This window comes from Streptomyces sp. NPDC086080, from assembly GCF_044540255.1.
Taxonomy (GTDB): Bacteria; Actinomycetota; Actinomycetes; order Streptomycetales; family Streptomycetaceae; genus Streptomyces.
Genome location: NZ_JBITRU010000007.1, coordinates 220,424 through 246,085, shown reverse-complemented (window position 1 = coordinate 246,085; position 25,662 = coordinate 220,424). Strand labels below are relative to the sequence as shown.

The following is a 25,662-nucleotide window of genomic DNA, read 5'->3' as shown; positions in this document are numbered from 1 at the left end:
TTGCTCTCACCGCCCTCGCCGCACCGAAGCGACGCGCATCCCCCCTTCCTTTCTTCGAACATTCGTACGAAAATAGACGCATGGCCACCACCGATCGGCAGGCCACGACGCTGGCCCTCGCCCACGCCCTGTCAGCCGCCGAACGCGGGCTGGCCGTCATCCCGCTGTCCCGGACGAAACTCCCGGCCCTGCGCTCCCCGCACCGCGACGATCCGCATCCCGCGGGACCGCCCTGCCACGGCGAGTGCGGCCGCTTCGGCCACGGCGTCCACGACGCCTCCACCGACCCCGCCCGGATCCGCGCCCTGTTCGCCGCCGCGCTCCGCGCCACCGGGTACGGCATCGCCTGCGGACTCCCCCCGCACCACCTCATCGGCGTCGACCTGGACACGAAGGCCGGCGCGGACTCCTCCGTCGCCCAACGCGAACTCGCCCTGCGTCACCTGTTCACGATCCCCGCCACGGTGGTCGTCCTGACCCCGAGCGGCGGCCGCCACCTGTGGCTCAGCGGCCCGCCGGACGCCGTCGTCCCCAACTCCGCCGGGCGCCTCGCCCCCGGCATCGACATCCGGGGCGCCGGCGGCTATCTCGTCGGCCCCGGCTCCCGTACCGACCGGGGCGTGTACATGGCCGCACCCGGCACCGCGCATCTGCCCCCGGCGGCCTGCCCACCCGCCCTCCTGCGCCTGCTCCTCCCACCGCCCCGCGCCCACCATCCGACACCCCCGTCCACCGGCGGCCACGGCCGGGGCCTGGTCCAGTTCGTCCTCGCGGCGCACGAGGGCCAGCGCAACACGCGTCTGTTCTGGGCGGCCTGCCGCGCGTACGAGGACGGCATCGGCCCCGCCCTGGTGGACCCCCTGGTCGACGCGGCCCGCACCACCGGCCTGTCCGAACGCGAGGCCCGCGCGACCATCGCGTCAGCCGCGCGCATGACAGGCCACTGACACCCCCCGCCCCTCCCCCTCATCCCCCCACCTCTCACCCCCTCACCCGCGGAGTTCGCCCGGCTCCGCCTGCTGCGAGCCGCCTCCTGAGCTCCCTCACCCGAAGTCGTACACCGACCAGTCGCTGAGCGTGCGGTAACCGAGCCCCTGGTACAGGGCGTTGCTCGCGGGATTGGACAGATCCGCGAACAGCACGACGTCCCGCGCCCCCGCGTCCAGCGCGGCCCGGCTCACCTCCGCCGTGACGGCGCCCGCGTAGCCCCTGCCGCGCAGGTGGGCCGGCGTGTAGACGACGTCCACCTGCACCTGACCCCCGATCAGCGGATTCATCCCCGCGACGGCGACGGGCGTGCCGTCCGGGGTCTCCCAGAGCGTGTACCGCTTGTCGGCGAAACGGCTCCCGGCCCACGTACCGGCGTCCAGGTCGACGTCCTCCCCCACAGCCTTGGCGAACTCCCCGCACCAGAACATGACGTCCTCCAGATCCCGCTCGCCCAGCACACGCCCCCGGCCCGCCGGCAGCGGATCCGGCGGAGTGAGCGTGCCGAGCCGGTACAGACGCAGCCGCGTGTCCCGCTCCGTCGGCGTCGCACCGGTCCGACGCCGCCAGGCCTCGGCGAAGGCGACGGCGGTGTCATGGTCGGCGCTGACGGAGGGCAAGGAGGGCAGATCAACGGCCAAGCGGGCGGCGAGGGTTTCGGCCTGCCCGGACGTCAGCGGAGTAGGGCACACACCGCGCGCCGGAAGACGATGGAAGGCGGCATGCGCCTCGCCCCCTCGCTCCAGCACGCCGAAGAGGGGTGCCCCGGCACCGAACGCACCCGGCCCGCGCTTGCGCACTCTCTCCGCCCACGTCAACTGCATGACATGCGCGCCGGGCCGCGAGCGCAGGAAGCCTCCGGCCCGGGCCAGGAAGTCGTCGACGTCTTCGGTGAGATACCAGTCGTCCGATCGCATGCCTCAGCATGAACGCCCTGTCCGGCGGGGTCCAGCGGCGCGGTTCGTTTCCGCCCGCGGTGTGACATCAGGCTCGCTGGGCTCGCTGTGATGCTGTCCTGACGGTGCGTTTGCCGATCAGCCCGGCCAGCAGCAGGCCTGACAGACCGATACCCACACCACACAGCGTCCACAGCACCCGGTAGCGCTCGGCCGCATGGTCGGAGGGCTGCGGCAGGTTCACCAGGATGAGTGCTCCGGCGGCGATGGCCGCACTGTAGAGCGCGTAGTTCCAGAAGCGGATCAGCGCTCCGTGCATCAGCAGGACGAGTGCGACCACTTCGAGTCCGCGATGCACCACGAACAGCCTCAGTCCGCTTTCGTTCGCGGGCACCCACAGCAGCAGCACGGCCACGAAGGCACCGATCAGCGCACCGGCGACACGCTGAGCGCTGACAAGCGCGGCCTGCTTCAGGCTGGGCTTCATCGCGATCATGGCCGCGATCGGGATCCAGGAGCCGTACGAGAGATCCAGTCCGAACGCCAGCGCGACGGTTCCGGCGATGACCCCGGCGCGGATCACCGCGAACAGGATCAGCGGCCGGGTCAGCCTTCTTCGCGATGTGTCACCCGGGAGCTCCGAGAAGGGCCGGTCCTGGTCCGTACGCCCCCGGACGAGCCACCAGAGGAAAGTCACCGTGATCCACAGCGCCGCCCCGCCGGTCCAGGACAGGACCTGAGCCCAGACGTGGCTGGTGACGAGGGCCTGTGTGTGAATGCCGGACTCGAATCCGACGGCGACGACGAACCAGATATTGAGAAGCAGCGCGTTGACGAATCCGCGCACCCCGAACCCGACCGCCAGCCCGGCCGCCAGCGTCACCGCGAAGGACGTGAGCACCAGCCGGCCCCAGTCCTCCGATCCGACACCGAAGGCCAGCGCGGTCACCCCGGCGCCGGTCAGCGCGAAGACGGAGATGGAGAGCGCACGATGTCCAAAGCCGCCTCCGGGGTCGGCCAGCGCCGCGAACAGCAGACCGAACAACGCGCTGAGCAGGTACACCTCGTGCCCCAGCACCCAGAAGACGAACATCGGCACCAACGCGGCGTCAAGGAACGCCACCGCTCGTGGCCAGTTCAGCCCCGCCGGGTTGAGTTCGAACACCTTCGACAGCCAGGTCATGACCTTTCCCCGGCGAACGGGCTGCCCTGCGGGTCTGCTTTCGGTGGTCACGACCACTCTCTCGAATAAGCGCAATTCAACGAATATGCATCCTCCATTAGGAATTGTGCAATTTCGCCGAGTTTGCCGCGCAGCGACCCGCCGTGGCCGACAACAAGAGGTCACCCGGAGCGGCTCGGCGGGAACACCGGGTAGTCAGGGACCGGGCATGAGAATGGTCCCTGACCAACTAGCGCTCCACCAGCGGGGGGTTCAACGCGGGACCGCCGCCGCGCGGTGCTGAGCAACTGCCTGCGGCTCGCCGTGGAGCATGAGCTGCTGCCCGGCAAACCGTTGCACCGCGTCCACCGAAATACGCCCACGGCAGTGGAAGAGCTGGACGTGCCCAGCGTGGCCACGCCGGCGCAGGCACGGGCCCTGTTGGACGCCGTCCGCGCACAGGACCCCGAGGGGCCCACGTGGTCGCGCTCTTCGCGTGCGTCTACTTGAGCAAGGTTCGGCGGAGCACGAGAGCGGTCCGAAGGGACCTCAGATGCGCTCGACGTATGCAGCCCGCCAGGCAGGCGAGGGGTCCGCGCCGAGTTCTGTCCAGTACTCACGGCCGCTGGTGATCAGGTCATGGTGAACGGTCCAGAAGGACACCACCCGATGGACGCCCATCGTGTCGTGAGGGACCTCGACCTCGGAGACGACTTCATTTCCGGACGGCACGATGCGGAGGACCTTGATCGACCATCCTTCCGGATACTCCGCATTGATGCGCACGTAGTTCTCGCGACCGAGGATGCGTTCACCGCTGACCGGCCACTCGACGACTACATCGTGAGCCAGCAGTTCGCCGACACCTGCCCAATCTCGATCCTGCATGCGGTCCCAGAGCAGCCGAACGGTCTTGGAAGGTTCCATGACCACATCCTGCACCGCACCATCGCCGGTGACTCCGCTCTTGCAGAGGCACGGTCACCAAACTCCGAGGAGGTCCGGCCCGCAGTGGCGAGTCGGCCCTGTCGGATAAGCGAATCCTGGCCGCAGATTGGCCACACGCACTGGTCAGAAGCGGGGTCCCGGCGGATCAGGGTGAGACAAGGCGCACGCAGAAGGGGTGCCCCGGAACCTGGGGCACCCCTTCTGACCCGCAACATCTATGACCTGTGCGGAGGCGGTGGGATTTGAACCCACGGTGACATCGCTGCCACGACGGTTTTCAAGACCGTTCCCTTCGGCCGCTCGGGCACGCCTCCCCGCGCCTGTCGGTGATCGACGGCGCGGGGACCAGGGTAACGGGTTCGGGATGCTCGGGTGTGATCAGCTGTCGCCCACGCGGGAGCCCAGGGTGAGTTCCGTGGTGCGCTCCTTGCCGCCGCGCTCGTAGGTGATCGTGACCTTGTCGCCCGGCTTGTGGGTCCAGATCTCGCCGATCAGGGTCGGGCCGGAGTCGATGACGCGGTCGTCGAGCTTGGTGATGACGTCGCCGGGCCTCAGGCCGGCCTTGTCGGCGGGGCCGCCCGGGTCGACGGGGTCGGAGCCGCCCGCACCCTGCTCGGTGATCTTCGCGCCGCCCGTGGTGTCCTCCAGGGAGACCGACGCGCCGATCTTGGCGTACACCGGCTTGCCGGTCCTGATCAGCTCCTGGGCGACGTACTTGGCCTGGTTGATCGGGATGGCGAAGCCCAGGCCGATGGAGCCGGCCTGTCCCGTGCCGAAGCCGCCGTTGCTGGTGGACTGGATCGCGGAGTTGATGCCGATGACGTTGCCCTGCGCGTCCAGCAGCGGGCCGCCGGAGTTGCCCGGGTTGATGGACGCGTCGGTCTGCAGCGCGCTCATGTACGAGGCCTGGCTGCCGGCGCCGTCGCTGGAGGCCACGGGCCGGTTCTTCGCACTGATGATGCCCGTCGTCACCGTGTTGGACAGGCCGAAGGGCGCGCCGATGGCGATCGTCGAGTCGCCGACGGCCACGTCGTCGGAATTGCCGAGGGTGAGCGGCTTCAGGTCGGAGGGGGCGTCGTTCAGCTTGATGACCGCGACGTCGTAGCCCTGGGCGTGGCCGACGACCTCGGCGTCGTACTTCTTGCCGTTCGGGAAGGTCGCCGAGACCTTGCCGCCGTCGACGGCGTCCGCCACCACGTGGTTGTTGGTGACGATGTGGCCCTGGGTGTCGAAGACGAAGCCGGTGCCGGTGCCGCCCTCGCCGCTGCTGCTCTCGGCCTCGATGGTGACGGTGCTGGGCAGCGCCTTGGCGGCCACGGAGGCGACCGTGCCCGGGTCGCGCTTCACATTGCCGCCGCTGGTGGACGACGAGACGGTCGTCGAGCCACTGCTGTCGTTCTCCCTGGCCAACGTGTAGCCGAGGCCGCCGCCCAAGCCGCCGGCGACCAGCGCGGCCACCAGGACCGCGGCGACCGTGCGGCCGCGCCCGCCGCCGTTCTTCGGTGCCGGCGGCTGGTAGGAGGAGCCCCAGCCGCCGGCACCGCGTCCGGCACCGCCGTCGCCGTACGACGGGGTGGACGGCGGCGGGGGCGGAGGCCAGGAGGCGTCGGGGGCGGAGGGGGAGGGTGCCCCGGTGCCGGCGGGAGGGCCGGCCTGGGCGCCCTGCGGGCCGTACCCGTAGGGGTCGGCGGCGGCCGGAAGGCCCTGCGGGGCGGTGCCGTGTCCCTGGCCCTCCGCGTGCTGGGCGCCGGCCGGCGGCACGGACGGGTCCGGAGCCGCTCCCGGGGCCTGGTGGCCCTGGTGCGCCGGAGGAGCGGGAGCGTCCACCGGTGCGGGCGGCGGTGCGGACGGGGCCGGTGGTACCGCGGTGCCCTCGTTCTCGGTGCTCACAGCTTCTCTCCTAGATCCACGGCTGTTGTTCTCGGTCGCACTCGGTCCCGCTCGTGCACGCACGTCCACGAGTCCGGCGCGATGCAGCTGTGCATGTCTCTTTGTATGACGTCAGCTTTTCCCACGAGCCGTCAGGGCACCATAAGTCGTTCCTGTGGGTCCGGGGCCATTCTTTATATAGGGCATTACTCACAGAAGGTGCGCTACTCGATGCCTCCGACCGGACCTCGACACCCATCACACCGCTCCGGGCACTCGTCTACCCGTACGCGGTGGCACCATGACGCGGTGACCCACGCAGGACAGCCCCCGACCCAAGTCGTCGCGCACCGCGGAGCCTCCGAGGACGCTCCCGAGCACACCCTGGCCGCGTATCGCAAGGCGATCGAGGACGGTGCGGACGCGCTCGAATGTGATGTACGCCTGACCGCCGACGGCCACCTCGTGTGCGTTCACGACCGTCGGGTCAACCGTACGTCGAACGGGCGCGGTGCGGTCTCGGCACTCGAGCTCTCCGATCTCGCCACCCTGGACTTCGGTTCCTGGAAGAGCCGCGATCCCTCCGGGGGGCCGCGCCTCGAGGAGCCCGACTGGGAGCACCGCCCGGAGGACCGGGAGGCCACCTCCGTGCTCACGCTGGAGCGTCTGCTGGAGCTCGTCTCCGACTCCGGACGCGGGGTCGAGCTGGCGATCGAGACCAAGCACCCCACACGGTGGGCGGGACAGGTGGAGGAGCGCCTGCTGCTCCTGCTCAAGCGGTTCGGGCTCGACGCCCCCGCCACGCCCGAGGACTCACCGGTGCGGGTGATGAGCTTCTCCGCCCGGTCACTGCACCGCGTGCATGCCGCGTCACCGACGCTGCCCACGGTCCACCTCACCCAGTTCGTCACACCCCGGCTGCGTGACGGCCGGCTGCCCGCCGGAGTGAGGATCGCGGGGCCTTCCCTCCGCATCGTGCGCAGCTACCCCGCGCACATCGAGCGCCTCAAGCAGTCCGGCCACCAGGTACACGTGTGGACGGTGAACGAAGCACGGGACGTCGACCTCTGTGTGAGCCTCGGCGTGGACGCCATCATCACCAACCGTCCCCGCGCGGTGCTCGACCGGCTCGGGCGCTGACCGCAGATGATCACTTCTTGTCACTTCCGCCCCATCCGCCCCAAGAAATCCACGCCGCCGTCTTGACCTCGCACTCCGTCCGGGCGCATCCTCACATCTCGGCCACACCGAAGATTTTCAGCCACTCCACTACAAGGAGTGCTCCGGCGCGTTCGGTGCGTATTCGATCGTTTCGAGTGCGTCACCCCTCATGGATTGGCCGGTTTCCGGTTCAGGCCAATGGGGCATTCACACCGTGGCGTGGGGCGAAGGAGGTCTCGGGGGTGGCGTTGGTGGTGGCACAGGAGGTGCCCACGTCGTCGAGCATGGCCGTACCCCATGGCCCTGCGGGCGTGGGGAAGGCGAGGCACCGTATGCGCACGCAGCTGCGCGACGGGGGCGTGGCGGACGCGGTTGTCGACGATGCCGTACTGATCCTTTCGGAACTGCTGAGCAATGCGTGCAAGCACGGCCGGCCCCTCGGCGAGGCACTGGCCGGGGACGGTGATGTGCGCGCCTCCTGGCGGGTGGATCCGTGCGGTCGGCTCGTCGTGGAGGTCACGGACGGCGGCGGTCCGACCCGTCCGGCGCCGGCCACCCCGTCGGTCACGGCGCACGGCGGTCGGGGGCTGAACATCATCACGGCGCTGGCCGACGACTGGGGCGTACGCGACGAGGTGCCGGGCGAGGTCACGGTGTGGGTCGTCGTCCACGACGACGTGTACGACCCGGACGCGGGATCCGGACGCCGGCGCGAGGACTTCGCCACACGAGTGGCGGCCCCGTCGGTCGCCCGCATCACGGGGCTGGACTTCGCGGACGTCTTCGACGACCTGGACTGAGACAGCCTGGACCGAGGACGGCCCAAGGCTCGGGAGCGCTTGGGGCTCGGGAGCGCTTGGGGCTCGGGACCGCCTGGGCTCGGGACCGCCTGGGCTCGGGCGGCCGGGGCTCGGGTGGCCGGGGCTCGGGTGGCCGGGGCTCGGGACGCCCGGGGTCCACAGTCCGGCACGTTGTCCACAGGTTCCCGTCGGCTGTGGTCCGAACGGCTAGGCTCGCGCCCGTACGAGACGAGCCGTAACCGGGAGACACCCACGATGGCCAAGAAGCGACCTCAGACGAAGGCCAAGCGCCCGCAGCTCACGGACGGGCAGATCCCGGTCGTCGGCGCCCGCGAACCCTGCCCCTGCGGCAGCGGCCGCCGCTACAAGGCGTGCCACGGCCGCGCCGCCGCTCACGCCGTAACCGAGTTGGTGCACCGCCCGTTCGAGGGCCTGCCCGGCGAGTGCGACTGGGTGGCGCTGCGCGAGCTGGTGCCCGCTGCCACCGTCGAGCTGACACTGAAGGACAGCCTGCCCGAGGGCGTCCCGTCGGTCACCCTGGCCACGGTGCTGCCGATGGCCTGGCCGGCCCTGCGCCGTGACGACGGCTCGGTCCTGCTCGGCCTGCAGAACGACACCTCCTCCGGAGACATCAGCCGCGATCTCGCCGACACCCTGCGGCGCGCGCTCGCCGCGGCCCCGGGCACCCCCGTGCAGGCGCGGCGTGCTCCCGCCGACGGCCCCCGGCTCCAGGACCTGCTGGCCCCCGAGAGCGCGTTCGAGCCGGTGGTGCACAGCGGATTCGAGTTCTGGGTCCCGGACCCGGAGAACGCCACGCCGGACGTCACCGCCTCCCTGGAGCGGGCCAACGCCGCGGCCATCCCGACCGTCAAACTGTCGGGCGTGGACTCCGCGTACTGGTGCGAGACGCCCGAGAAGAACCATCTGCGGTGGGTCATGCCGTATCCCGAGGAGCAGCTTCTGGACGCTCTCGCGCGACTGCACGCGGCGGGCCGGTCCTCCCTCGGCGAGGGCACCCGCCTGGTGGGCTCCTTCCGCGCTCACGGGCTCACCGTGCCGGTCTGGGACCTGCCCAGCGAGGTCGGCGCCGAGGACGTGGAGAAGCCGGCCGCCGAGTTCGCCGAGCGGCTGGCCGCCGCCCTGGACACGGACGCACCGCTCAGTGCCGACGAGCGCCGCGCGCGCGGCGGTCTGACGAACCGCCAGGTCACGCTCAGCTGACAGACGTCCGCACCGTCGGGTTCCGTCGGCGCGGGCCGGCGGAACCGCCCGTCGGGCACCACCCGCCTCATACGCAACTCCCGGCGCGGACAAGCGAATCGGTGACCGGAAAAGCCGAGTTCGAATTTGCGAACCGCCGATCTCTTGTTACCGTTTCATTAGCCCGGTTGCTGGTGCATCCCCCGTCGCCAGCAACCGGGTCTTTGCGTGCCGGTCGCCGCTGACACAGTGCGACCACCGGGCTACTGCTCGTCCGGGCCGGTCACACGCTCGCTCGTCTCAGCGGGTTCGCTGTACGTCCGCGTCTGCCTGCCGACCGCCCTGCGAGGGCGACAGGCACCGCACAAAGGCCACCCCACACCGCGCGGGGGCGGTGGACGCCGCGTAGGGGACGACAGAACGCCGCGTGGGCGCATCGAGCGCCTCTACCGGTCAACTACCCCCCTCGGACGGTCAGTTGCTCCCGGAGCGCAACAGGAGCCGCCCTTCCTCGGGACGGTCCGTGAACTCCGCGACCGCCGCGTACCGCGCGAGTCCTCCGGGTCCGTGCTCCCGCGTGGTCTCGCACAGGGCGGGCTCGTCCCCGGCGTCCCCGGCGCAGTGCGTCGGCACGGTCCGGCCGTCCGCATGAGGCTCAGCGCGGCGGTCCGCCCCTCAGCGGTGGTGTTGCGGCAGTAGATCCGCAGATCCACGCCCAGATTGTCCTCGCCCCGCGCCACCCCGCAGGTCTGCGCCTCGATGCCGCCGGCGGAGAACGGCGCGGGACCGCAGCGCACCGCGGTGGACAGGTGGGGACCGCACGGCGGCGGGTCCCCGGCGGCCGAGGTCCACGCCTTGGCGGTCGCCACGCACGGCGGGGCGACCGGCAGCGGCGGGGCCGTCCGGCACGGAGGGCTCCGCGGGCCCGGTGCCGACCGTCCGGGCCCGCGGAGTCCGAGACGCTTCCCGGCGGCAGCGCGGTCGAGCAGACCACCACCACGCCCGCGAGGGCGAGCAGGCAGACTCCTCGGCCGGCCCGGGCGCGACCCCCGGCATGACGCGGCATGCCCGGGAAGACAGCGCCCCGGGGCAGCCAGCCGGGCGCCGGGGCCCGCTACATCTCGGGCGCGCTCACACCCGTACGGGTGAGGGCCTCGACCACGGCGTCCACCACGGCTTCGACACCGGGCACCCAGGGCGAGGCCGAGCCGGGCAGCGGCGCGCGCTCCCAGCGGACTCCCCCCTGTGCGGTCTCGGACGGAGGCAGGGCGAGGTAACCGCCCTCGCCGTGGAAACGGAGCGAGCCGGGAACAAAGTCCTTGGCGTACAGCAGCTCGCCCAGCTGCTCCATGGAGTACGGCTGCACCAGGATCGACCAGCGGGAGGGCCCGGCGACGACCGGGCCGAGCCGCATGCCCCGCTGATCGAGCGCGGCGAGGGCACGGGCAGCCGGCTGGGCGGGCAGGGAGACCGCGCACGGGGCCCTGCCACCGGTGGCGAGGATGATGGGCGCCGTCGGCCGGTTGCCCCACCACCAGCGCACCATCCGCGGGTCGGTGGTGGCGGCGAGGAGACCGGGGTCGAACGGGTGGGCGCCCGGCACTGTGCATTCGGGGTCGGGGCAGCCGCAGCGGGACCGGCCCTGCGGGTCGGCCGCCACCCCGGGGAGTACGGGCCACCGCCATTGCGCGGCGTAGGTCAGGGCCGCGCCGATCAGCTCAGGTCCTCCGTCGCCGCGTCGGGACAGGAGCCTGCGTCGCCTTCCGAGGATCTCGCGCATGAGCGCTCGTTCCTTTCCGTTGCACGCCGGCAACACCGTGGACCACATCACGTCATGTGTCGATCACTTCACTGTGCGTACCTGTTGGCGCATCACACCCCCGCACAGGGCAGGGGGAACCCCTATGGGCCGAACACGGGGCAGCCTCCGCGGCCATTCCACCCATACTGCGTCTATCAGAAGTACGGGCCTGGCGTGGGGGTGGCGAAGTCTGGCGTTTACCGTCGCGCGTGGTTCTCTCCGCCTCCGCCACGGGAGGATGGGGCACGGTCGTCGGTGGTTAAGACGCCCGGGTCCGTCGCCAGGTTCCCGAGCGGTTCGCAACCACCCCTGGCCTTCACCGAGTACGTACCCAACACGACCGCTGTGACGCTTCCGTCGAGCAAGGCCAGTCGACCGCAATATGCCTCCCCCTGAGGCAGTTTCAAGCCAACTTCACTTTTCGGCAAGAGGTCTGCGGAGAGTTCCCTTCATCCTCACGGACACCAGGAATCCCAGCAGGACAATGCTGGACATCTCCTTACGAGTACGTGTACATGTGGAGACACTGCCGGCGACGCAGAATGACATGGGGGTTTGCGATGCTTTCGAGCAGTACGTACCGGTCGGAAAGCCGGACGCCATGAACGCCCCGCACCCTCCGAAAGTGGCCGGAATCGATTCAACGGTTCCCGCACCCGCACACACTGTCGCGTCCGTCACGAGTGCCTCTCCCGCCCCTGCGGCAAACCCCCAGAACGCACCGGGCGCGCTGCTGCAGGACCGTCTCGCCGGCTGGGTCTCCGACCTCACGACCCTTCATGAGCTCACCGAACGCCTGCTCGGCGCGAGCACGCTCGACGACGCGCTCCAGGAACTGCTGCGCGCGGGAGCCGCACTGGTCGGCGCGCAGCGCGGTCTCGTCGCCCTGGAACCCGCCGACGGACTCGGCCCGGTCACCACCATCGGCCTGGGGCTGGCCCGCTCGGACCTCGGCCACATCGAGACGGTGCCGCGCAGTGCCCTGTCGTACGCCAGGATCCTGGACGGCCTGCCCGGCGCCGACGACGGCATCTCCGAGCCCGATCTGTTCGCCGAGAAAGGGCTCGACCCCCGGCACCGCGAGGTCGCCGCGCGCCTCGGTTACGCCGCGAGTTTCGCCCTCCCCCTCGCCACCGGGGCCACCGGACGCCTGGGCGCCGCGGTATGGCTCTACGACGAGCCGGCCGAACCGTCGAAGCGACAGCGCCACCTCATCGGCCTCTACGTCCGCCAGGCCGCCGAGCACCTGGCCCGCCTGCTCGAACTCGAGCGCACACGCGCGCGCATGGCGACCATGGCGGAGGAATTGCTGCCCTCCCGCCTCCCCCGGGTCGCCGGCGTCCAGCTCGCCGCGCGGCACCGCACCTCCCCGCGCGGGGGCGGTGACTGGTACGACGCGCTGCCGTTGCCGGACGCGGCGCTCGGTCTCGCCGTCGGATCCGTCACCGGATCGGGGCCCAGCGCGGTCGCCGCGATGGGCCGGCTGCGGGCGTCGCTGCGCGCCTACGCCGTGATGGAGGGCGAGGACCCCGTCGCCGTCCTGTCCGACCTGGAGTTGCTGCTGCGCCTCACCGAGCCGGCCCGGTCGGCCACCGCCCTGTTCGGCTACTGCGAGCCCGCGCTGCGCCGCATCACCCTCGCCGGTGCCGGGCACAGTCCGCCGCTGCTGATCGGGGACCACCGCACGGAGTTCGTCGAGACCTCGGTCTCCGCGCCGCTGGGCATGCTCACCTGCTGGGAGGCACCGAGCGTCGAGGTCCAGGCGGAGCCGGGGGAGACGGTCCTGCTCTACACCGACGGGCTGCTGCACCGCACCGGCGATCCCACCGACCGCGCCTTCGCGCGGCTGCACGCCGCCGCGGCCGGAGTACCCACGGCGCTGCGCCGGGACCCCGGCGCCGTCGCCGACCACGTCCTGCGCGCGGTCCTGCCGGCGGGCGCCGGCGCCGCGGACTCCGCGGAGGACGTGGTGCTGCTGGCGGCGCGGTTCGAGTAGCGGCCGGGCCGGGCAACCGGAGCAGCGGTCGCGGGAGAGGGGGAGCCGCCGGTGCACGTGGCCGTCACGGACCGGGGTCCGGTGCTCTCGTCCGTGCCTCCGGTAACAGGTCCTTCCCCGGTTCGTCCGTTTCCGCACGACCGTACGATGGGAGGCGGTCCAGTGCCGTATCGAGGAGGATGACCGTGGCGGACGAGCTGCCGGAGACCCCGGAGACTGCCGAAGAGGAGCCCGTCAAGCAGCGCAAGAACGGCCTGTACCCGGGCGTGTCCGACGAGCTGGCCGAGAGCATGAAGAGCGGCTGGGCCGACACCGAACTGCACGGCCTGGAACCGATCGCGCAGGCCGCCGAGGCCGCCGCCCGCCGCGCGGCGCTGTCCGCCCGCTTCCCGGGTGAGCGTCTGGTCGTCCCCGCGGGCAACCTGAAGACCCGTTCCAACGACACCGAGTACCCCTTCCGCGCGTCGGTCGAGTACGCGTACCTCACGGGCAACCAGACGGAGGACGGCGTCCTCGTCCTGGAGCCCACGGCGGACGGCCACAAGGCGACGATCTACCTGCTGCCCCGCTCCGACCGCGAGAACGGCGAGTTCTGGCTGGACGGCCAGGGTGAGCTGTGGGTCGGCCGCCGGCACTCCCTCACCGAATCCGAGCAGCTGTACGGCATCCCCGCCTCCGACGTGCGCGAGCTGGCCGGGGCCCTGCGCGAGGCCACCGGCCCGGTGCGGGTCGTACGCGGTCACGACGCCGGCATCGAGGCGGCGCTGACGGACAAGGTCACCGCCGAGCGCGACGAGGAGCTGCGGGTCTTCCTCTCCGAGATGCGGCTGGTCAAGGACGACTTCGAGATCGGCGAGCTGCAGAAGGCCGTCGACTCCACCGTGCGCGGCTTCGAGGACGTGGTGAAGGTCCTCGACAAGGCCGAGGCCACCAGCGAGCGCTACATCGAGGGAACGTTCTTCCTGCGCGCCCGGGTGGAGGGCAACGACGTCGGCTACGGCTCCATCTGCGCCGCGGGCCCGCATGCCTGCACCCTGCACTGGGTGCGCAACGACGGCCCGGTCCGCTCCGGCGACCTGCTGCTGCTCGACGCGGGCGTGGAGACGCACACGTACTACACGGCGGACGTCACCCGCACTCTGCCGGTCAACGGCACGTACAGCGAGCTGCAGAAGAAGATCTACGACGCCGTGTACGACGCCCAGGAGGCCGGTATCGCGGCGGTGAAGCCGGGAGCCAAGTACCGGGACTTCCACCACGCCGCCCAGCGCGTCCTCGCCGAGCGGCTCGTCGAGTGGGGCCTGGTCGAGGGGCCCGTGGAGCGGGTGCTGGAGCTGGGTCTGCAGCGCCGCTGGACGCTGCACGGCACGGGCCACATGCTCGGCATGGACGTCCACGACTGCGCCGCCGCACGGACCGAGACGTACGTCGAGGGCACCCTGGAGCCCGGCATGGTGCTCACCGTCGAGCCGGGCCTGTACTTCCAGGCCGACGACCTGACCGTGCCCGAGGAGTACCGGGGCATCGGCGTGCGCATCGAGGACGACATCCTCGTCACCGAGGACGGCAACCGGAACCTCTCCGCCGCACTGCCCCGGCGGTCGGGCGAGGTCGAGGCATGGATGGCGAGCCTCAAGGGCTGACCGCTGACGCACCGAACCGAGGCCGGGCACGCGCGTGCCCGGCCTCGGCCGTCACTACACCGCGACGAGCGGAGCGTCCTCACGCCACTTGAGGATCTTGTCGAAGCTCACCACCGCACCGCCCCGGCCCGGCTTGTTGCCGATGTGGACATGGTCGGCCAGCTCCCGGATGAGCCCCAGGCCCCGGCCGTGCTCCGCCTCGGGCGGCGCGGGACGGACCGGCGGACGTAAGCGACCGCCCGCGGTCGTACCGGGAAAGCCGGGTCCCGCGTCGGTGACCTCGATACGGCACTTCTCCCCGTCGAGATAGGCCGTCACCCGGAACGCCTCCGAGGTGCCGCCCCGCGCGGTGTCCCCACCGTGCTCGACGGCGTTCGCGCAGGCCTCGCTGAGGGCGACGGAGAGGTCGTAGGAGATGTCGGGATCGACGCCCGCGGTCTCCATGGTGCCGAGCAGCAGGCGCCGGGCGAGCGGCACACTGGCGGCATCGCGCCGCAGATGGAGTGACCACCAGATGCTCATGCTCCAGCCTCCTGGCTGCGGCTCGACATACCGTTACGTATTGCCCTGAGTGCTGGGCGGTAAGCGTGAAGTCGTCGTGACGCTGCCCATATGGCGGGTGTGTCGTGGACCCGAACGGTGTATGTCGGGCATCACATGCCATAGGCGATCCAACGGTCCTACCTCATCTTGCGGACCTGCCGTACGGCGACCGGGGGGCCGGTGCGATGATGAGGCCGCCATGTCTGCCCCCCACCCGCGCACGACGCGCTCCGGACGAGGACTCCGGGTTCTGCGGGCCGCGGTCTTCGCCGCGGTCTGCGTCGTGCTGGCCGGGGCAGGTCACACCATCGCCGCCCGCGACGCCGTCCCGCTGTGGACGCTGGGCGCGGGATTCCTCGGCGCGCTCGCGGTTGCCGCGCCCCTCGCCGGACGCGCGCGCTCCCTGCCGGGAATCGCGGCGGCGCTAGCGCTCGGCCAGACCGCGCTGCACACACTGTTTGGCCTGGGGCTGCACGGCGCACCCCCCGCCGGCCGGCCGTCCGGCCTGTCCGATGCCGCGCTGGTCGAGCAGGCCGCGCGGCTGCTGTGCGGAACCGCCGCGGCGGGGATCAGCCCCGCGCGGGCCGAGCGCATCCTCACCGACGCGCGGCTCCACCCCGGCGAGGCGCACCCCCACGCGGCGGCCGCCCTGTCGGACGCCGGGGGCTCCCCGGCGGTCCTGCTGCCGTCGCTGCCGATGCTGCTCGGCCACGTCCTCGCGGCGACGGCCGCGGGGTGGCTGCTGCGCCGCGGCGACCTGGCACTGCTGCGGCTGGCCGAACTGTCGGCGCACGGTGTCGCCGAGGGCGCCCTCATGCGGTCCCTCCGCGCGGCCCTCACACTGGTGCGCGCCCTGCGCACCGGGCTCCCGGGAGCACCGCTGACCCCACGTCCGGCGGCGCGTACCGCACTGCTCACGCCTCCGGAACCCGGCACTCCCGCGCTCCATCACACGGTGATCCGCCGGGGCCCGCCCGTCGCGGCCCCGACCGCACTCGTGCTCGCCGCCTGACGCGAGGCGACCACCACTCCGCCACTGCCGGGTCTTCGGGATCCTCCGGCTTCCCGGGTCTCCGGTGAGGAGAGGGCGCCTGCGAGCGGCACGCGCGTGTGCGCCCTCTGTCCGTGTGCGACCAGGGAATTCACCAGGAAGGCCCGTCCGGTCGCCCGCGCGGCGTATCCCTCACCGTCAGTGAAACCTCAATCGAAGCGGAGTGCTTCTGCCATGAAGGCTTCCCGTATCGCCGCCGCCGGTGCCGTCGCCGGTGTCACCGTCCTCGCCCTGTCCTCCCCCGCCCTCGCGCACGTCGGTGTGCAGCCCGAGGGCGAGGCGGCGAAGGGCGGCTACGCGGTCGTCGGCTTCAAGGTCCCCAACGAGCGGGACAACGCCTCGACCACCAAGGTCGAGGTCACCTTCCCCACGGACCACCCGCTGGCGTCCGTGATGCCGCAGCCGGTCGAGGGCTGGGACATCACGGTCACCAAGTCCAAGCTCGACAAGCCGCTCGAGATGCACGGCACGAAGATCAACGAGGCCGTCTCCAAGGTCACCTGGACCGCCACGGGCGGCGGCATCCGGCCCGGCTTCTTCCAGAAGTTCCCGGTCTCCATCGGCACGCTGCCCGAGGACGCCGACGAACTCGTCTTCAAGGCCCTGCAGACGTACTCCAACAAGGAGGTCGTCCGCTGGATCGAGGTGCCGCAGAAGGGCCAGGACGAGCCCGCCAACCCGGCCCCCGTCCTCGCCCTCTCCGAGGCCTCCGGGGACCACCACGGCGCCGCGGCCGACGACAAGGCGTCCGACGACGCCGGGGCGGCCGAGAACGCCTCCACCCGGACCAGCGCCGCGTCCGAAGAAAGCGACTCCGGCGGTACCGACACCACCGCCCGTGTCCTGGGCGTCGTCGGCATCGTGGTCGGCGCGGCGGGCGTCGCCTACGGCGTACTCGCCGGGCGTCGGCGCACCACCGCCTGAGCCCTCACCCTTCTCCACGGCGCGCACCGGAACCGTCCGCGGTCCCGTGACGGCCCGATGTGCGCCGCCGGGGCACTCACTTTCAGGAACCATCCATGCGCAAGAAGACCTTCGCGGCGGCTCTGCTCGCCGCCGCCTCCCTCACCCTTTCCGCCTGCGGCAGCGGCGACAGCGGCGATCCCGTCGCCGTGGTGTCCGAGGAGGCCGGCTCACAGAAGGCGGCCACCGTTCTGGACAAGCCCTTCGAGAAGCCGGATCTCGTCCTGACCGACACCCAGGGCAAGCCGTACGACTTCCGTGCGGCGACCGCCGGCCGGCCCACCCTCATCTACTTCGGCTACACGCACTGCCCCGATGTCTGTCCGCTGACGATGAACAACCTCGCCGTGGCGAAGAAGCAGCTGCCGCAGGACCAGCAGGACCAACTGCGGATCGTGTTCGTCACCACCGACCCCGAACGTGACACCTCCGCCGCCCTCGGCACGTGGCTCAAGGGCATCGACTCCCAGGTCGTCGGTCTGACCGGCGACTTCGACACCATCCAGGCCGGGGCCCGCACCCTCGGCATCTCCATCGATCCGCCGCGCAAGGACGACAACGGCAGGACCGTCTCCGACCACGGCACCCAGGTCATCGCCTTCTCCCCGAAGACCGACGGCGGTTACGTCCTCTACGGCGAGGACGCCACGGTCGAGGACTACACCAAGGACCTTCCCAAGATCATCAAGGGGGAGAAGCCGTGAGGCGCCTGGCGGCCGCGGCAGCGGTGGTCGTCGCCGGGGCGCTGACCCTCACCGGATGCGGCGGCGCGGACGGCTCGGGTTCCGGCGACGGCACGGCGGAACTGTCCGTGGAGTCCGCGTACATGCCGCAGCCGGTATCCGACATGGCGGCCGGCTTCCTCACCATCACCAACGACGGCGGCACCGCGGACCGGCTGACCTCGGTCAGCAGCGATGCCGCCGGACAGGTCACCGTCCACGAGACCGTCGACGGTGCCATGCAGGAGGTCGAGGGCCTGGAGATCCCGGCCCACGGCAGCCTGGTGCTGGAGAGCGGCGGCAACCATCTGATGTTCGAGCGGCTGAAGCAGCGGCCGAAGCAGGGTCAGAGCGTCTCCGTCGAGCTGCACTTCGACCGGTCCGGCACCGTCACGGTCGAGATTCCGGTCAAACCGGCCACCTACCACCCGAAGACCGGACACTGAGGGAGACACCCCTGTGACCCAGACCATCGCCCCCCGGGCGCGGACCCTGGTGCTGCTGTTCCTGGCCGTCACCGGCGCACTCCTCGCCGGTGCCGCGCCCGCATCCGCGCACGCCGCGCTGACCGGCAGTGACCCCGAACGGGGGGCGGTGGTCGACACGGCACCCACCCAGGTCTCACTCACCTTCTCCGAACAGATCGCGGTGAGCGACGACGCCGTGCGGGTGCTCGATCCGCAGGGACAGCGGGTGGACAAGGGGGACCCGGCCAATCCGAGCGGCACGACGTACAGCGTGCGGCTGCTCAGCGGACTGCCCGACGGCACGTACACCGTGGCCTACCAGGTGGTGTCGGCGGACAGCCATCCCGTCGCCGGGGCCTTCACCTTCTCCATCGGCTCCCCCTCCGAGACATCCGTCTCGGTCTCCGCGCAGGGCTCCGACGACGGCCTGGTCGGATGGCTGTACGGCTTCGGCAGGTACGTGTCGTACGCCGGCTTCGTCGTCCTGGCCGGTGGTGCCGCCTTCGTGCTCGCCTGCTGGAATCGCGGCGCCGGGGTACGGGCGGTGCAGCGGCTGATCGTGTCCGGTTGGCTGGCGCTCACCGCCGCCACGCTCGGGCTGCTGCTTCTGCGGGGCTCCTACACCACCTCGGGCAAGCCCGGCGACATCTTCGACCTCTCGCTGCTCGGGGACGTGCTCCAGACCAAGACGGGCGCGGCGCTGGTGTCCCGGCTGCTGCTGCTCGCCGCGGCGGCCCTGTTCATCGCCGTGCTGTTCGGTGCCTACGCCCGCCCGGCGTCCGCCACCGCCCCGGACGACGGCGCCGCGCGCCGCCGGAACGACGCGGAAGAAGCGGACGAGGCGGAGGAGAAGCGGGATCTGACCTTTGGGCTCGCGATCGGCGGAACGGTCGTGGCAGCCGGGATCGCCGCGAGCTGGGCGATGTCCGAGCACGCCTCCCAAGGGCTCCAGCGGGGTATCGCCATGCCGGTCGACGTGGTGCATCTGCTGGCCGTCGCCGCCTGGCTCGGCGGGCTCACCGCGCTGCTCGTCGCGCTCTTCCGGGCGCCCGCGGAGACGCCGGTCGGCCAGGACGCCGTCCGGCGCTTCTCACGGCTCGCCTTCGGGAGCGTGATCGCGCTGGTCGTCACGGGGATCTACCAGAGCTGGCGGCAGCTCGGCTCCTGGTCGGCCTTCACCGACACCCGGTACGGGCAGCTCCTGCTCGTCAAGATCGCGCTCGTGGTGGCGCTGGTCGGAGTCGCCACCGTCTCACGGCGCTGGACGGCGCGGCTGGCGGAGATGCCCGTGCAGGAGGCCGGAGCGGGCACGTCCGGCACGTCGACGGCGGACACCGGGAGGTCCGGTGCCCGGAAGGACGCCGTCCCCGTCGGGCAGACCCCACCGGCCAGGGACTCGAAGGACACGAAGGCGGCGTCCAGCGCCGCGGAGACGGCCGGTGCGGGATCCGCCCGGGCCGCTCAGCTCGCCCGGCAGCGGACCGCGATGGAGACCGCGCGGCAGAAGCGCCTGCGGGACGCCGACCCCCACCGTTCGGGTCTGCGCCGCTCCGTACTCGCCGAGACGGGCATCGCCGTCGTCCTGCTTGCCGTCACCACCGTGCTGACCCAGACCGAACCGGGACGCACGGAACAGGAGGCCAAGGCGGCCGGTGCCTCCTCGTCCTCGGCATCGGCGTCCACCGGTCAGGGCACCGGGGCGGTGACGCTGAACATGCCCTTCGACACCGGAGGCGGCGAGAGCGGCAAGGGTGTCGTCACCATCGACCTCGATCCCGCCCGCGTCGGCGACAACGTCATGCACGTCTATGTGGAGGGCCCGGACGGCCGGGCCGTCGACATCCCTGAGGTGAAGGTCGCCTTCACCCTCACCGCCCAGGGCATCGGGCCACTGCCCGTCGTCCCCGACCGCATCACCACCGGCCACTGGTCGGCGAGCGGAGTACAGCTCCCCATCGCCGGCGACTGGAAGATCGAGGTGACCGTGCGCACCTCCGACGTCGACCAGGTGACCGTTTCGAAGAACGCGCAGATCGGCTGAACCACCATGGCTGACCATTCCCTCTCACAGGTCCGCACCCCGGATCGACCTCAGGACACACCCGCCGGACGGGACGCCGGGGAAGGCATCTCCCGCCGTCGGCTGCTCGGCACAGCGGGCGCCACCGGGCTCGCCCTCGGAGCGGCGGGCGGAGCCGTCGGATACGCGTCGGCGCCCGCCGGTGCCACTCCGCTGACATCGGTGGGCGACAACCGGGTGCAGTTTCACGTGAAACATCAGCCCGGCATCACGCAACCGCTCCAGTCCCGGGGGCATCTCGTCGCCTTCGATCTCGGACCCGGCGCCGGCCGCAAGGAGGCGGCCGCCCTGTTGCGCCGCTGGTCGGACACGGCCCGCCGCCTGATGGCGGGCGAGCCGAGCGCACACGGCGACACCGATGTGGCCCGCGACGCCGGCCCCTCCTCGCTGACCCTCACCTTCGGCTTCGGCCACAGCTTCTTCGGGCGCACGGGGCTGGCGAAGCAGCGCCCGGTCGCCCTGGACCCGCTGCCCGACTTCTCCTCCGACCGCCTGGACAGGACACGCAGCAACGGCGACCTGTGGGTGCAGATCGGCGCCGACGACGCCCTCGTGGCCTTTCACGCCCTGCGTGCCGTCCAGAAGGACGCGGGTTCGGCGGCCAGGGTGCGCTGGCAGATGAACGGCTTCAACCGTTCGCCGGGCGCCACCTCCCACCCCATGACCGCCCGTAACCTCATGGGCCAGATCGACGGCACCCGCAACCCCAGGCCCGCCGACTCCGACTTCGACCAGCGGATCTTCGTACCGGAACAGGGGGAGCCCGCCTGGATGGCGAACGGCTCCTACGCCGTCGTGCGCCGTATCCGCATGCTGCTGGACGACTGGGAGAACCTGTCGGTCAAGGAGCAGGAGCAGGTGATCGGGCGCCGCAAGTCCGACGGGGCGCCGCTGTCCGGGGGCAGCGAGACCTCCGAGATGGACCTGGAGAAGACCGACGCCCGGGGCGATCTAGTGGTCCCCTTCAACGCCCACGCGAGGATCACCCGCCCCGACCAGAACGGCGGGGCGGCGATGCTCCGCCGCCCGTTCTCGTACCACGACGGCATCGGCACGGACGGGGTGCCGGACGCGGGCCTGCTGTTCATCTGCTGGCAGGCGGATCCCCTGCGGGGCTTCGTTCCGGTGCAGCGCAAGCTGGACCGGGGCGACGCGCTGACGCCGTTCGTCCGTCACGAGGCGAGCGGACTGTTCGCGGTCCCGGGCGGCGCGGCGGACGGAGAGTATGTGGGGCAGGCGCTGCTGGAGGGATGAGAAGGGCCCGACGTCACCCCTGGGAGCTCTCAGGGCGCCGCCGTCGGGGCGGGCCCATTAGGGTGAGGACATGCCAGCGAGCTATGCGTATCTCGGCCCAGAGGGCACCTTCACGGAAGTCGCCCTCCGCACGCTTCCCGAGGCGGCGACCCGTGAGCTGATCCCTTACGTGTCCGTGCAGTCCGCGCTCGACGCCGTCCGGGTGGGCGAGGCCGAGGCCGCTTTCGTCCCCATCGAGAACTCGGTCGAGGGCGGGATCACCACCACCCTCGACGAGCTCGTCGCCGGCGCCCCGCTGATGATCTACCGCGAGGTGCTGCTGTCGATCACCTTCGCGCTGCTCGTGCGTCCGGGCACCAAGCTGTCGGACGTCAAGACGGTCACCGCCCATCCGGCCGCCCAGCCGCAGGTGCGCAACTGGCTGAAGACGCATCTCCCGGACGCCGTCTGGGAGTCGGCCGCCTCCAACGCGGACGGCGCCCGCCTGGTCCAGGAAGGCCGGTACGACGCCGCCTTCGCCGGTGAGTTCGCTGCGGCGCGGTACGGCCTGGAGATCCTGGAGCGGGAGATCCACGACGCGGAGAACGCGCAGACCAGGTTCGTGCTGGTGGGCCGCCCTGCCCGGCCTGCGGCGCCCACGGGAGCCGACAAGACCTCCGTCGTGCTGTGGCAGCGCGACGACCACCCCGGTGGTCTGCGCGACCTGCTGGGCGAGTTCGCCACACGGGGCATCAACCTGATGCTGCTCCAGTCCCGCCCCACCGGTGCCGGAATCGGCAACTACTGCTTCTGCATCGACGCCGAGGGGCATATCTCGGACCGCCGGATGGCCGAGGCGTTGATGGGGCTCAAGCGGATCTGCCTTCAGGTGCGCTACCTCGGTTCGTACCCGCGCGCGGATGTGCGGCCGGGAGAGGTGCGGCCGCTGCTCCCCGGCACGTCGGACGAAGAGTTCGTGGGAGCGGCGGACTGGGTGGCGCGGTGCCAGGACGGCCGGTTCTGAGAGGGGCGTCCGCATCGGTCGGCCCGGTCCTACCTGCTGATTGTCGTTATCCACAGAAGTTATCCACAGGTCCGCTTCTCGACCTGGGGACAAGTCGACACCGAAGCCTCATCCGGTCGACAAATCACCCTTCCCGGCATGATCGTGTTCACCGTTCCGCACGTCGGCCTTCGTCCACTCTTTTCCGTTGCCCCACCCTTTGGGGCGAACTCTTTCCACTCAAAAGTGGCGCTAGAGGGGATTTGTGCGGGGAATCCCCGGCACCGGCCGCGCGTTTCGGAGTGATCCATTCCGAAGTCCACAGACTTTCCCCACAACCTGTGGATAACTTCCGCACAGAGGGGGATCCCTGTGGACAACCGATCTTCAAGTCCCGCCGCGGGCAAGGGGTTCCGGTCAACCGGCAGCCCATGGACTGACCCATTCCAGGGGCAGGGTCTCATTAATTGACCTCATTGAACACAATGCGCATTTCCCTCATAACGGGACGTAAGCAACTCGCGCAATAGTCAGTCGTGAGCCGTCGTCCCGCACCGGTAGCCTTGACCACGTGATTGACCTTCGCCTGCTTCGTGAGGACCCCGACCGTGTGCGCGCTTCGCAGCGCGCCCGTGGAGAGGACGTCGCGCTCGTCGACGCCCTCCTGTCTGCCGACGAGCGGCGCAGGTCGTCCGGCGTCCGCTTCGACGAACTGCGCGCCGAGCAGAAGGCACTCGGCAAGCTCATCCCCAAGGCGTCCGGCGACGAGAAGGCCGAGCTGCTGAGCAAGGCGGAACAGCTCAAGGCCGACGTCAAGGCCGCCGACGCCGACCGGGACGCCGCCGCCACCGAGACACAGGAGCTCCTGCTCCGGCTGAGCAACCTCGTCCACCCCGACGTTCCCGTCGGCGGCGAGGAGGACTTCACCACACTGGAGACGCACGGCAGCATCCGCGACTTCGGCGCCGAGGGCTTCGCCCCCAAGGACCACCTCGAACTCGGCCAGATCCTCGGCGCCATCGACGTCGAACGCGGTGCCAAGGTCTCCGGCTCGCGCTTCTATTTCCTCACCGGTGTCGGCGCCCTCCTGGAGCTCGCCCTGGTGAACGCGGCGATCGCCCAGGCCACCGCAGCCGGCTTCACTCCGATGCTGACCCCGGCGCTGGTCCGTCCCCAGTCCATGGCGGGTACGGGCTTCCTCGGTCAGGCCGCGCAGGACGTCTACCACCTGGACAAGGACGACCTCTACCTGGTCGGCACGTCCGAGGTGCCGCTCGCCGCGTACCACATGGACGAGATCATCGACGCCGACCGGCTGCCGCTGCGGTACGCGGGCTTCTCGCCCTGCTTCCGCCGCGAGGCCGGTTCGCACGGCAAGGACACCCGGGGCATCTTCCGCGTACACCAGTTCGACAAGGTCGAGATGTTCTCGTACGTCGCCCCGGAGGACTCGCAGGCGGAGCACCAGCGGCTGCTGGAGTGGGAGAAGCAGTGGCTGACCTCGCTGGAGCTGCCGTTCCGCGTGATCGACGTCGCCTCGGGTGACCTGGGCTCCTCGGCGGCGCGTAAGTACGACTGCGAGGCGTGGATCCCGACCCAGGGGAAGTACCGCGAGCTGACCTCGACCTCGGACTGCACCGAGTTCCAGTCGCGCCGGCTGTCGATCCGGGTCCGCGAGGACAAGAAGGTGCGCCCGCTGGCCACGCTCAACGGCACGCTGTGCGCCGTACCCCGTACCATCGTGGCCGTCCTGGAGAACCACCAGCAGGCCGACGGCTCGGTCCGCGTGCCGGAGGTGCTGCGTCCGTACCTGGGCGGCCGGGAGCTCCTGGAACCGGTCGCCAAGTGAGCGCGGCCTTCCCCTACCGGCTCATCGCCACCGATCTCGACGGCACGCTGCTGCGCGACGACCACTCGGTCTCGCGGCGCACCCGTGACGCGCTCGCCGCGGCCACCGCGGCGGGCGCCGCGCACATCGTCGTCACCGGCCGCGCGGTGCCCTGGACGCGCCCCATACTCGACGACCTCGGTTACACCGGGCTCGCCGTCTGCGGCCAGGGCGCACAGGTGTACGACGCGGGCGCGCACCGCCTGCTGACGTCGGTGACGCTGGACCGGCAGCTGGCCGGGCTGGCGCTGGCCAAGATCGAGGCGGAGGTCGGCCCGCTGTACCTCGCGGCCAGCCGCGACGGCCTGGACGGCGAGGTGCTGGTCGGCCCCGGGTACGAGGTCCAGGGCGCACTGCCCGCGATCCCGTTCACGGACGCCTCCGATGTGTGGTCGGCGCCCCTGAACAAGCTGTACATCCAGCATCCGGACCTGACCTCAGACGAGCTCGCCGAGGCCGCCGCCCGTACCGCAGGCGGTTTCGTCACGGTCACCATGGCGGGCGAGGGCATCGTCGAGCTGCTTCCGCTCGGCCTGTCGAAGGCGACGGGGCTGTCACTGGCGGCACGCCGGCTGGGCGCGAAGGCGGCGGAGACGATCGCCTTCGGCGACATGCCCAACGACCTCCCGATGTTCGCCTGGTCCGCGCAGGGCGTGGCCATGGCCAACGCCCACCACGAAGTGAAGGCGGTGGCCGACGAGGTGACGACCTCCAATGATGAGGACGGCATCGCGGTGGTCGTGGAGCGGCTGCTCGCGTAGCGTGCCGCGGCTGCGGGCAGCGGTGGCTCGGCAGGGGCAGCGGTGGCTCGGCTGCGGGCAGCAGTGGCTCGGCTGCGCGAGTGGGCAGCGGCGGAGCGGCACCTCCCGGCGCCGACGTCCACCGCACCACCCGGCCGCCTCACCTCGGACGACCGCCTCCGACGAGGCGAAGAAGGGAAGGGCGGCCCACGCGGCGCAGTGCGCGTGCTCGAAGCGGCCGCCCCGGGCAGTTCCCCGTGCGGGGCGGACTCGACGGAGCGGTAGGGATCACTCCGGAGTGCGCCGCGGGCTGCCCTGACGGGAGCTGGACGTACTGCCGTGCATGGGCGTCGTCCCGCTCCTCTCCCGGCACTTGGACGCCGGACGTTCCCGGCGATGCGGACACCACCACTCTGCCCGCGGGACGAACAGGACGCCACCGATTAAACCGGCGGGCGGCGCCGCTGTCGCTGTCAGCGGCGCCGCCACCCGCGTCGGCGGGACGTTCC

Annotated in this window: 22 protein-coding genes and 1 tRNA gene; 15 read left to right on the top strand and 8 right to left on the bottom strand. The window is 71.2% G+C overall.

Annotated elements, in window-relative coordinates:
• Positions 1-80: 80 nt before the first annotated feature.
• Positions 81-947 (top strand): bifunctional DNA primase/polymerase, encoded by an 867-nt coding sequence (locus ACIF9R_RS11955; protein WP_399977797.1) that lies wholly within the window; start codon positions 81-83, stop codon positions 945-947.
• A 96-nt stretch (positions 948-1,043) separates the two neighbouring features.
• Here the strand turns inward: ACIF9R_RS11955 and ACIF9R_RS11950 are convergent, their stop codons facing one another.
• From ACIF9R_RS11950 to ACIF9R_RS11930, 5 genes are all read right to left on the bottom strand, one after another.
• Entirely contained in the window at positions 1,044-1,904 is an 861-nt protein-coding gene (locus ACIF9R_RS11950) for a GNAT family N-acetyltransferase (RefSeq protein ID WP_399977795.1), read from the bottom strand.
• A gap of 67 nt (positions 1,905-1,971) precedes the next feature.
• Positions 1,972-3,066, bottom strand: a complete 1,095-nt coding sequence (locus tag ACIF9R_RS11945) for an FUSC family protein (RefSeq protein WP_399977792.1) — start codon at positions 3,064-3,066, stop codon at positions 1,972-1,974.
• 528 nt (positions 3,067-3,594) lie between these two features.
• On the bottom strand, positions 3,595-3,972 hold the full coding sequence (locus tag ACIF9R_RS11940; RefSeq protein WP_399977789.1) for a nuclear transport factor 2 family protein: 378 nt from the start codon (positions 3,970-3,972) through the stop codon (positions 3,595-3,597).
• A 248-nt stretch (positions 3,973-4,220) separates the two neighbouring features.
• A tRNA-Ser gene (locus ACIF9R_RS11935) sits at positions 4,221-4,307 on the bottom strand.
• 64 nt (positions 4,308-4,371) lie between these two features.
• A complete protein-coding gene (locus tag ACIF9R_RS11930; protein ID WP_399977787.1) occupies positions 4,372-5,883 on the bottom strand; it encodes a S1C family serine protease in 1,512 nt (503 codons plus the stop codon).
• 288 nt (positions 5,884-6,171) lie between these two features.
• On the opposite strand from ACIF9R_RS11930, the gene ACIF9R_RS11925 reads away from it, so the two are divergent.
• The 3 genes from ACIF9R_RS11925 (at position 6,172) to ACIF9R_RS11915 (ending at position 9,044) form a co-directional block, all read left to right on the top strand.
• Entirely contained in the window at positions 6,172-7,002 is an 831-nt protein-coding gene (locus tag ACIF9R_RS11925) for a glycerophosphodiester phosphodiesterase (RefSeq protein ID WP_399977784.1), read from the top strand.
• 176 nt (positions 7,003-7,178) lie between these two features.
• Positions 7,179-7,823: an ATP-binding protein gene (locus ACIF9R_RS11920; RefSeq protein ID WP_399977781.1), complete on the top strand. Its 645-nt coding sequence runs from the start codon at positions 7,179-7,181 to the stop codon at positions 7,821-7,823.
• 255 nt (positions 7,824-8,078) lie between these two features.
• A complete protein-coding gene (locus ACIF9R_RS11915; protein WP_399977779.1) occupies positions 8,079-9,044 on the top strand; it encodes a DUF5926 family protein in 966 nt (321 codons plus the stop codon).
• A 453-nt stretch (positions 9,045-9,497) separates the two neighbouring features.
• Here the strand turns inward: ACIF9R_RS11915 and ACIF9R_RS11910 are convergent, their stop codons facing one another.
• Both ACIF9R_RS11910 and ACIF9R_RS11905 read right to left on the bottom strand, forming a co-directional pair.
• The gene (locus ACIF9R_RS11910) at positions 9,498-9,656 is read right to left on the bottom strand and encodes a hypothetical protein (RefSeq protein ID WP_399977777.1); all 159 of its coding nucleotides are present in this window, start codon (positions 9,654-9,656) and stop codon (positions 9,498-9,500) included.
• A gap of 481 nt (positions 9,657-10,137) precedes the next feature.
• Positions 10,138-10,803, bottom strand: a complete 666-nt coding sequence (locus tag ACIF9R_RS11905) for a bifunctional DNA primase/polymerase (protein WP_399977774.1) — start codon at positions 10,801-10,803, stop codon at positions 10,138-10,140.
• Positions 10,804-11,308: 505 nt separating this feature from the next.
• Here ACIF9R_RS11905 and ACIF9R_RS11900 point away from each other — a divergent pair.
• Both ACIF9R_RS11900 and ACIF9R_RS11895 read left to right on the top strand, forming a co-directional pair.
• Entirely contained in the window at positions 11,309-12,820 is a 1,512-nt protein-coding gene (locus tag ACIF9R_RS11900; RefSeq protein ID WP_399977772.1) for a PP2C family protein-serine/threonine phosphatase, read from the top strand.
• A gap of 179 nt (positions 12,821-12,999) precedes the next feature.
• On the top strand, positions 13,000-14,463 hold the full coding sequence (locus ACIF9R_RS11895; RefSeq protein WP_399977769.1) for an aminopeptidase P family protein: 1,464 nt from the start codon (positions 13,000-13,002) through the stop codon (positions 14,461-14,463).
• Between the two features lie 54 nt (positions 14,464-14,517).
• On the opposite strand, the gene ACIF9R_RS11890 is transcribed toward ACIF9R_RS11895, so the two are convergent.
• The gene (locus tag ACIF9R_RS11890) at positions 14,518-14,985 is read right to left on the bottom strand and encodes an ATP-binding protein (protein WP_399977766.1); all 468 of its coding nucleotides are present in this window, start codon (positions 14,983-14,985) and stop codon (positions 14,518-14,520) included.
• 220 nt (positions 14,986-15,205) lie between these two features.
• Between ACIF9R_RS11890 and ACIF9R_RS11885 the strand changes: the two genes are divergently transcribed.
• From ACIF9R_RS11885 to ACIF9R_RS11845, 9 genes are all read left to right on the top strand, one after another.
• The gene (locus ACIF9R_RS11885) at positions 15,206-16,018 is read left to right on the top strand and encodes a hypothetical protein (protein ID WP_399977764.1); all 813 of its coding nucleotides are present in this window, start codon (positions 15,206-15,208) and stop codon (positions 16,016-16,018) included.
• Positions 16,019-16,231: 213 nt separating this feature from the next.
• Positions 16,232-16,981 (top strand): YcnI family protein, encoded by a 750-nt coding sequence (locus ACIF9R_RS11880; RefSeq protein WP_399977761.1) that lies wholly within the window; start codon positions 16,232-16,234, stop codon positions 16,979-16,981.
• A 95-nt stretch (positions 16,982-17,076) separates the two neighbouring features.
• A complete protein-coding gene (locus tag ACIF9R_RS11875) occupies positions 17,077-17,724 on the top strand; it encodes an SCO family protein (RefSeq protein WP_399977759.1) in 648 nt (215 codons plus the stop codon).
• A complete protein-coding gene (locus ACIF9R_RS11870) occupies positions 17,721-18,188 on the top strand; it encodes a copper chaperone PCu(A)C (RefSeq protein WP_399977757.1) in 468 nt (155 codons plus the stop codon). The genes ACIF9R_RS11875 and ACIF9R_RS11870 overlap by 4 nt, the downstream gene beginning before the upstream one ends.
• A gap of 13 nt (positions 18,189-18,201) precedes the next feature.
• A complete protein-coding gene (locus ACIF9R_RS11865) occupies positions 18,202-20,250 on the top strand; it encodes a copper resistance CopC/CopD family protein (protein ID WP_399977756.1) in 2,049 nt (682 codons plus the stop codon).
• A 6-nt stretch (positions 20,251-20,256) separates the two neighbouring features.
• Entirely contained in the window at positions 20,257-21,543 is a 1,287-nt protein-coding gene (gene efeB / locus ACIF9R_RS11860) for an iron uptake transporter deferrochelatase/peroxidase subunit (RefSeq protein ID WP_399977753.1), read from the top strand.
• A 70-nt stretch (positions 21,544-21,613) separates the two neighbouring features.
• Positions 21,614-22,546 (top strand): prephenate dehydratase, encoded by a 933-nt coding sequence (pheA, locus tag ACIF9R_RS11855; RefSeq protein WP_399977749.1) that lies wholly within the window; start codon positions 21,614-21,616, stop codon positions 22,544-22,546.
• A 550-nt stretch (positions 22,547-23,096) separates the two neighbouring features.
• Positions 23,097-24,374, top strand: coding sequence for a serine--tRNA ligase (gene serS, locus ACIF9R_RS11850; protein ID WP_399977746.1), 1,278 nt, complete (start codon positions 23,097-23,099; stop codon positions 24,372-24,374).
• Positions 24,371-25,174, top strand: coding sequence for an HAD family hydrolase (locus tag ACIF9R_RS11845; RefSeq protein WP_399977743.1), 804 nt, complete (start codon positions 24,371-24,373; stop codon positions 25,172-25,174). Before serS ends, ACIF9R_RS11845 begins: the two co-directional genes overlap by 4 nt.
• Positions 25,175-25,662: the final 488 nt, after the last annotated feature.

What these genes read in the sequence shown, in the direction of transcription:
- ACIF9R_RS11955 (WP_399977797.1), top strand. Translation starts at nt 81, where the DNA reads ATGGCCACCACCGATCGGCAGGCCACGACGCTGGCCCTCGCCCACGCC.
- ACIF9R_RS11950 (WP_399977795.1), bottom strand. Translation starts at nt 1,904, where the DNA reads ATGCGATCGGACGACTGGTATCTCACCGAAGACGTCGACGACTTCCTG.
- ACIF9R_RS11945 (WP_399977792.1), bottom strand. Translation starts at nt 3,066, where the DNA reads ATGACCTGGCTGTCGAAGGTGTTCGAACTCAACCCGGCGGGGCTGAAC.
- ACIF9R_RS11940 (WP_399977789.1), bottom strand. Translation starts at nt 3,972, where the DNA reads ATGGAACCTTCCAAGACCGTTCGGCTGCTCTGGGACCGCATGCAGGAT.
- ACIF9R_RS11915 (WP_399977779.1), top strand. Translation starts at nt 8,079, where the DNA reads ATGGCCAAGAAGCGACCTCAGACGAAGGCCAAGCGCCCGCAGCTCACG.
- ACIF9R_RS11905 (WP_399977774.1), bottom strand. Translation starts at nt 10,803, where the DNA reads ATGCGCGAGATCCTCGGAAGGCGACGCAGGCTCCTGTCCCGACGCGGC.
- ACIF9R_RS11900 (WP_399977772.1), top strand. Translation starts at nt 11,309, where the DNA reads ATGCTGGACATCTCCTTACGAGTACGTGTACATGTGGAGACACTGCCG.
- ACIF9R_RS11895 (WP_399977769.1), top strand. Translation starts at nt 13,000, where the DNA reads ATGACCGTGGCGGACGAGCTGCCGGAGACCCCGGAGACTGCCGAAGAG.
- ACIF9R_RS11890 (WP_399977766.1), bottom strand. Translation starts at nt 14,985, where the DNA reads ATGAGCATCTGGTGGTCACTCCATCTGCGGCGCGATGCCGCCAGTGTG.
- ACIF9R_RS11885 (WP_399977764.1), top strand. Translation starts at nt 15,206, where the DNA reads ATGTCTGCCCCCCACCCGCGCACGACGCGCTCCGGACGAGGACTCCGG.
- ACIF9R_RS11880 (WP_399977761.1), top strand. Translation starts at nt 16,232, where the DNA reads ATGAAGGCTTCCCGTATCGCCGCCGCCGGTGCCGTCGCCGGTGTCACC.
- ACIF9R_RS11875 (WP_399977759.1), top strand. Translation starts at nt 17,077, where the DNA reads ATGCGCAAGAAGACCTTCGCGGCGGCTCTGCTCGCCGCCGCCTCCCTC.
- efeB (WP_399977753.1), top strand. Translation starts at nt 20,257, where the DNA reads ATGGCTGACCATTCCCTCTCACAGGTCCGCACCCCGGATCGACCTCAG.
- pheA (WP_399977749.1), top strand. Translation starts at nt 21,614, where the DNA reads ATGCCAGCGAGCTATGCGTATCTCGGCCCAGAGGGCACCTTCACGGAA.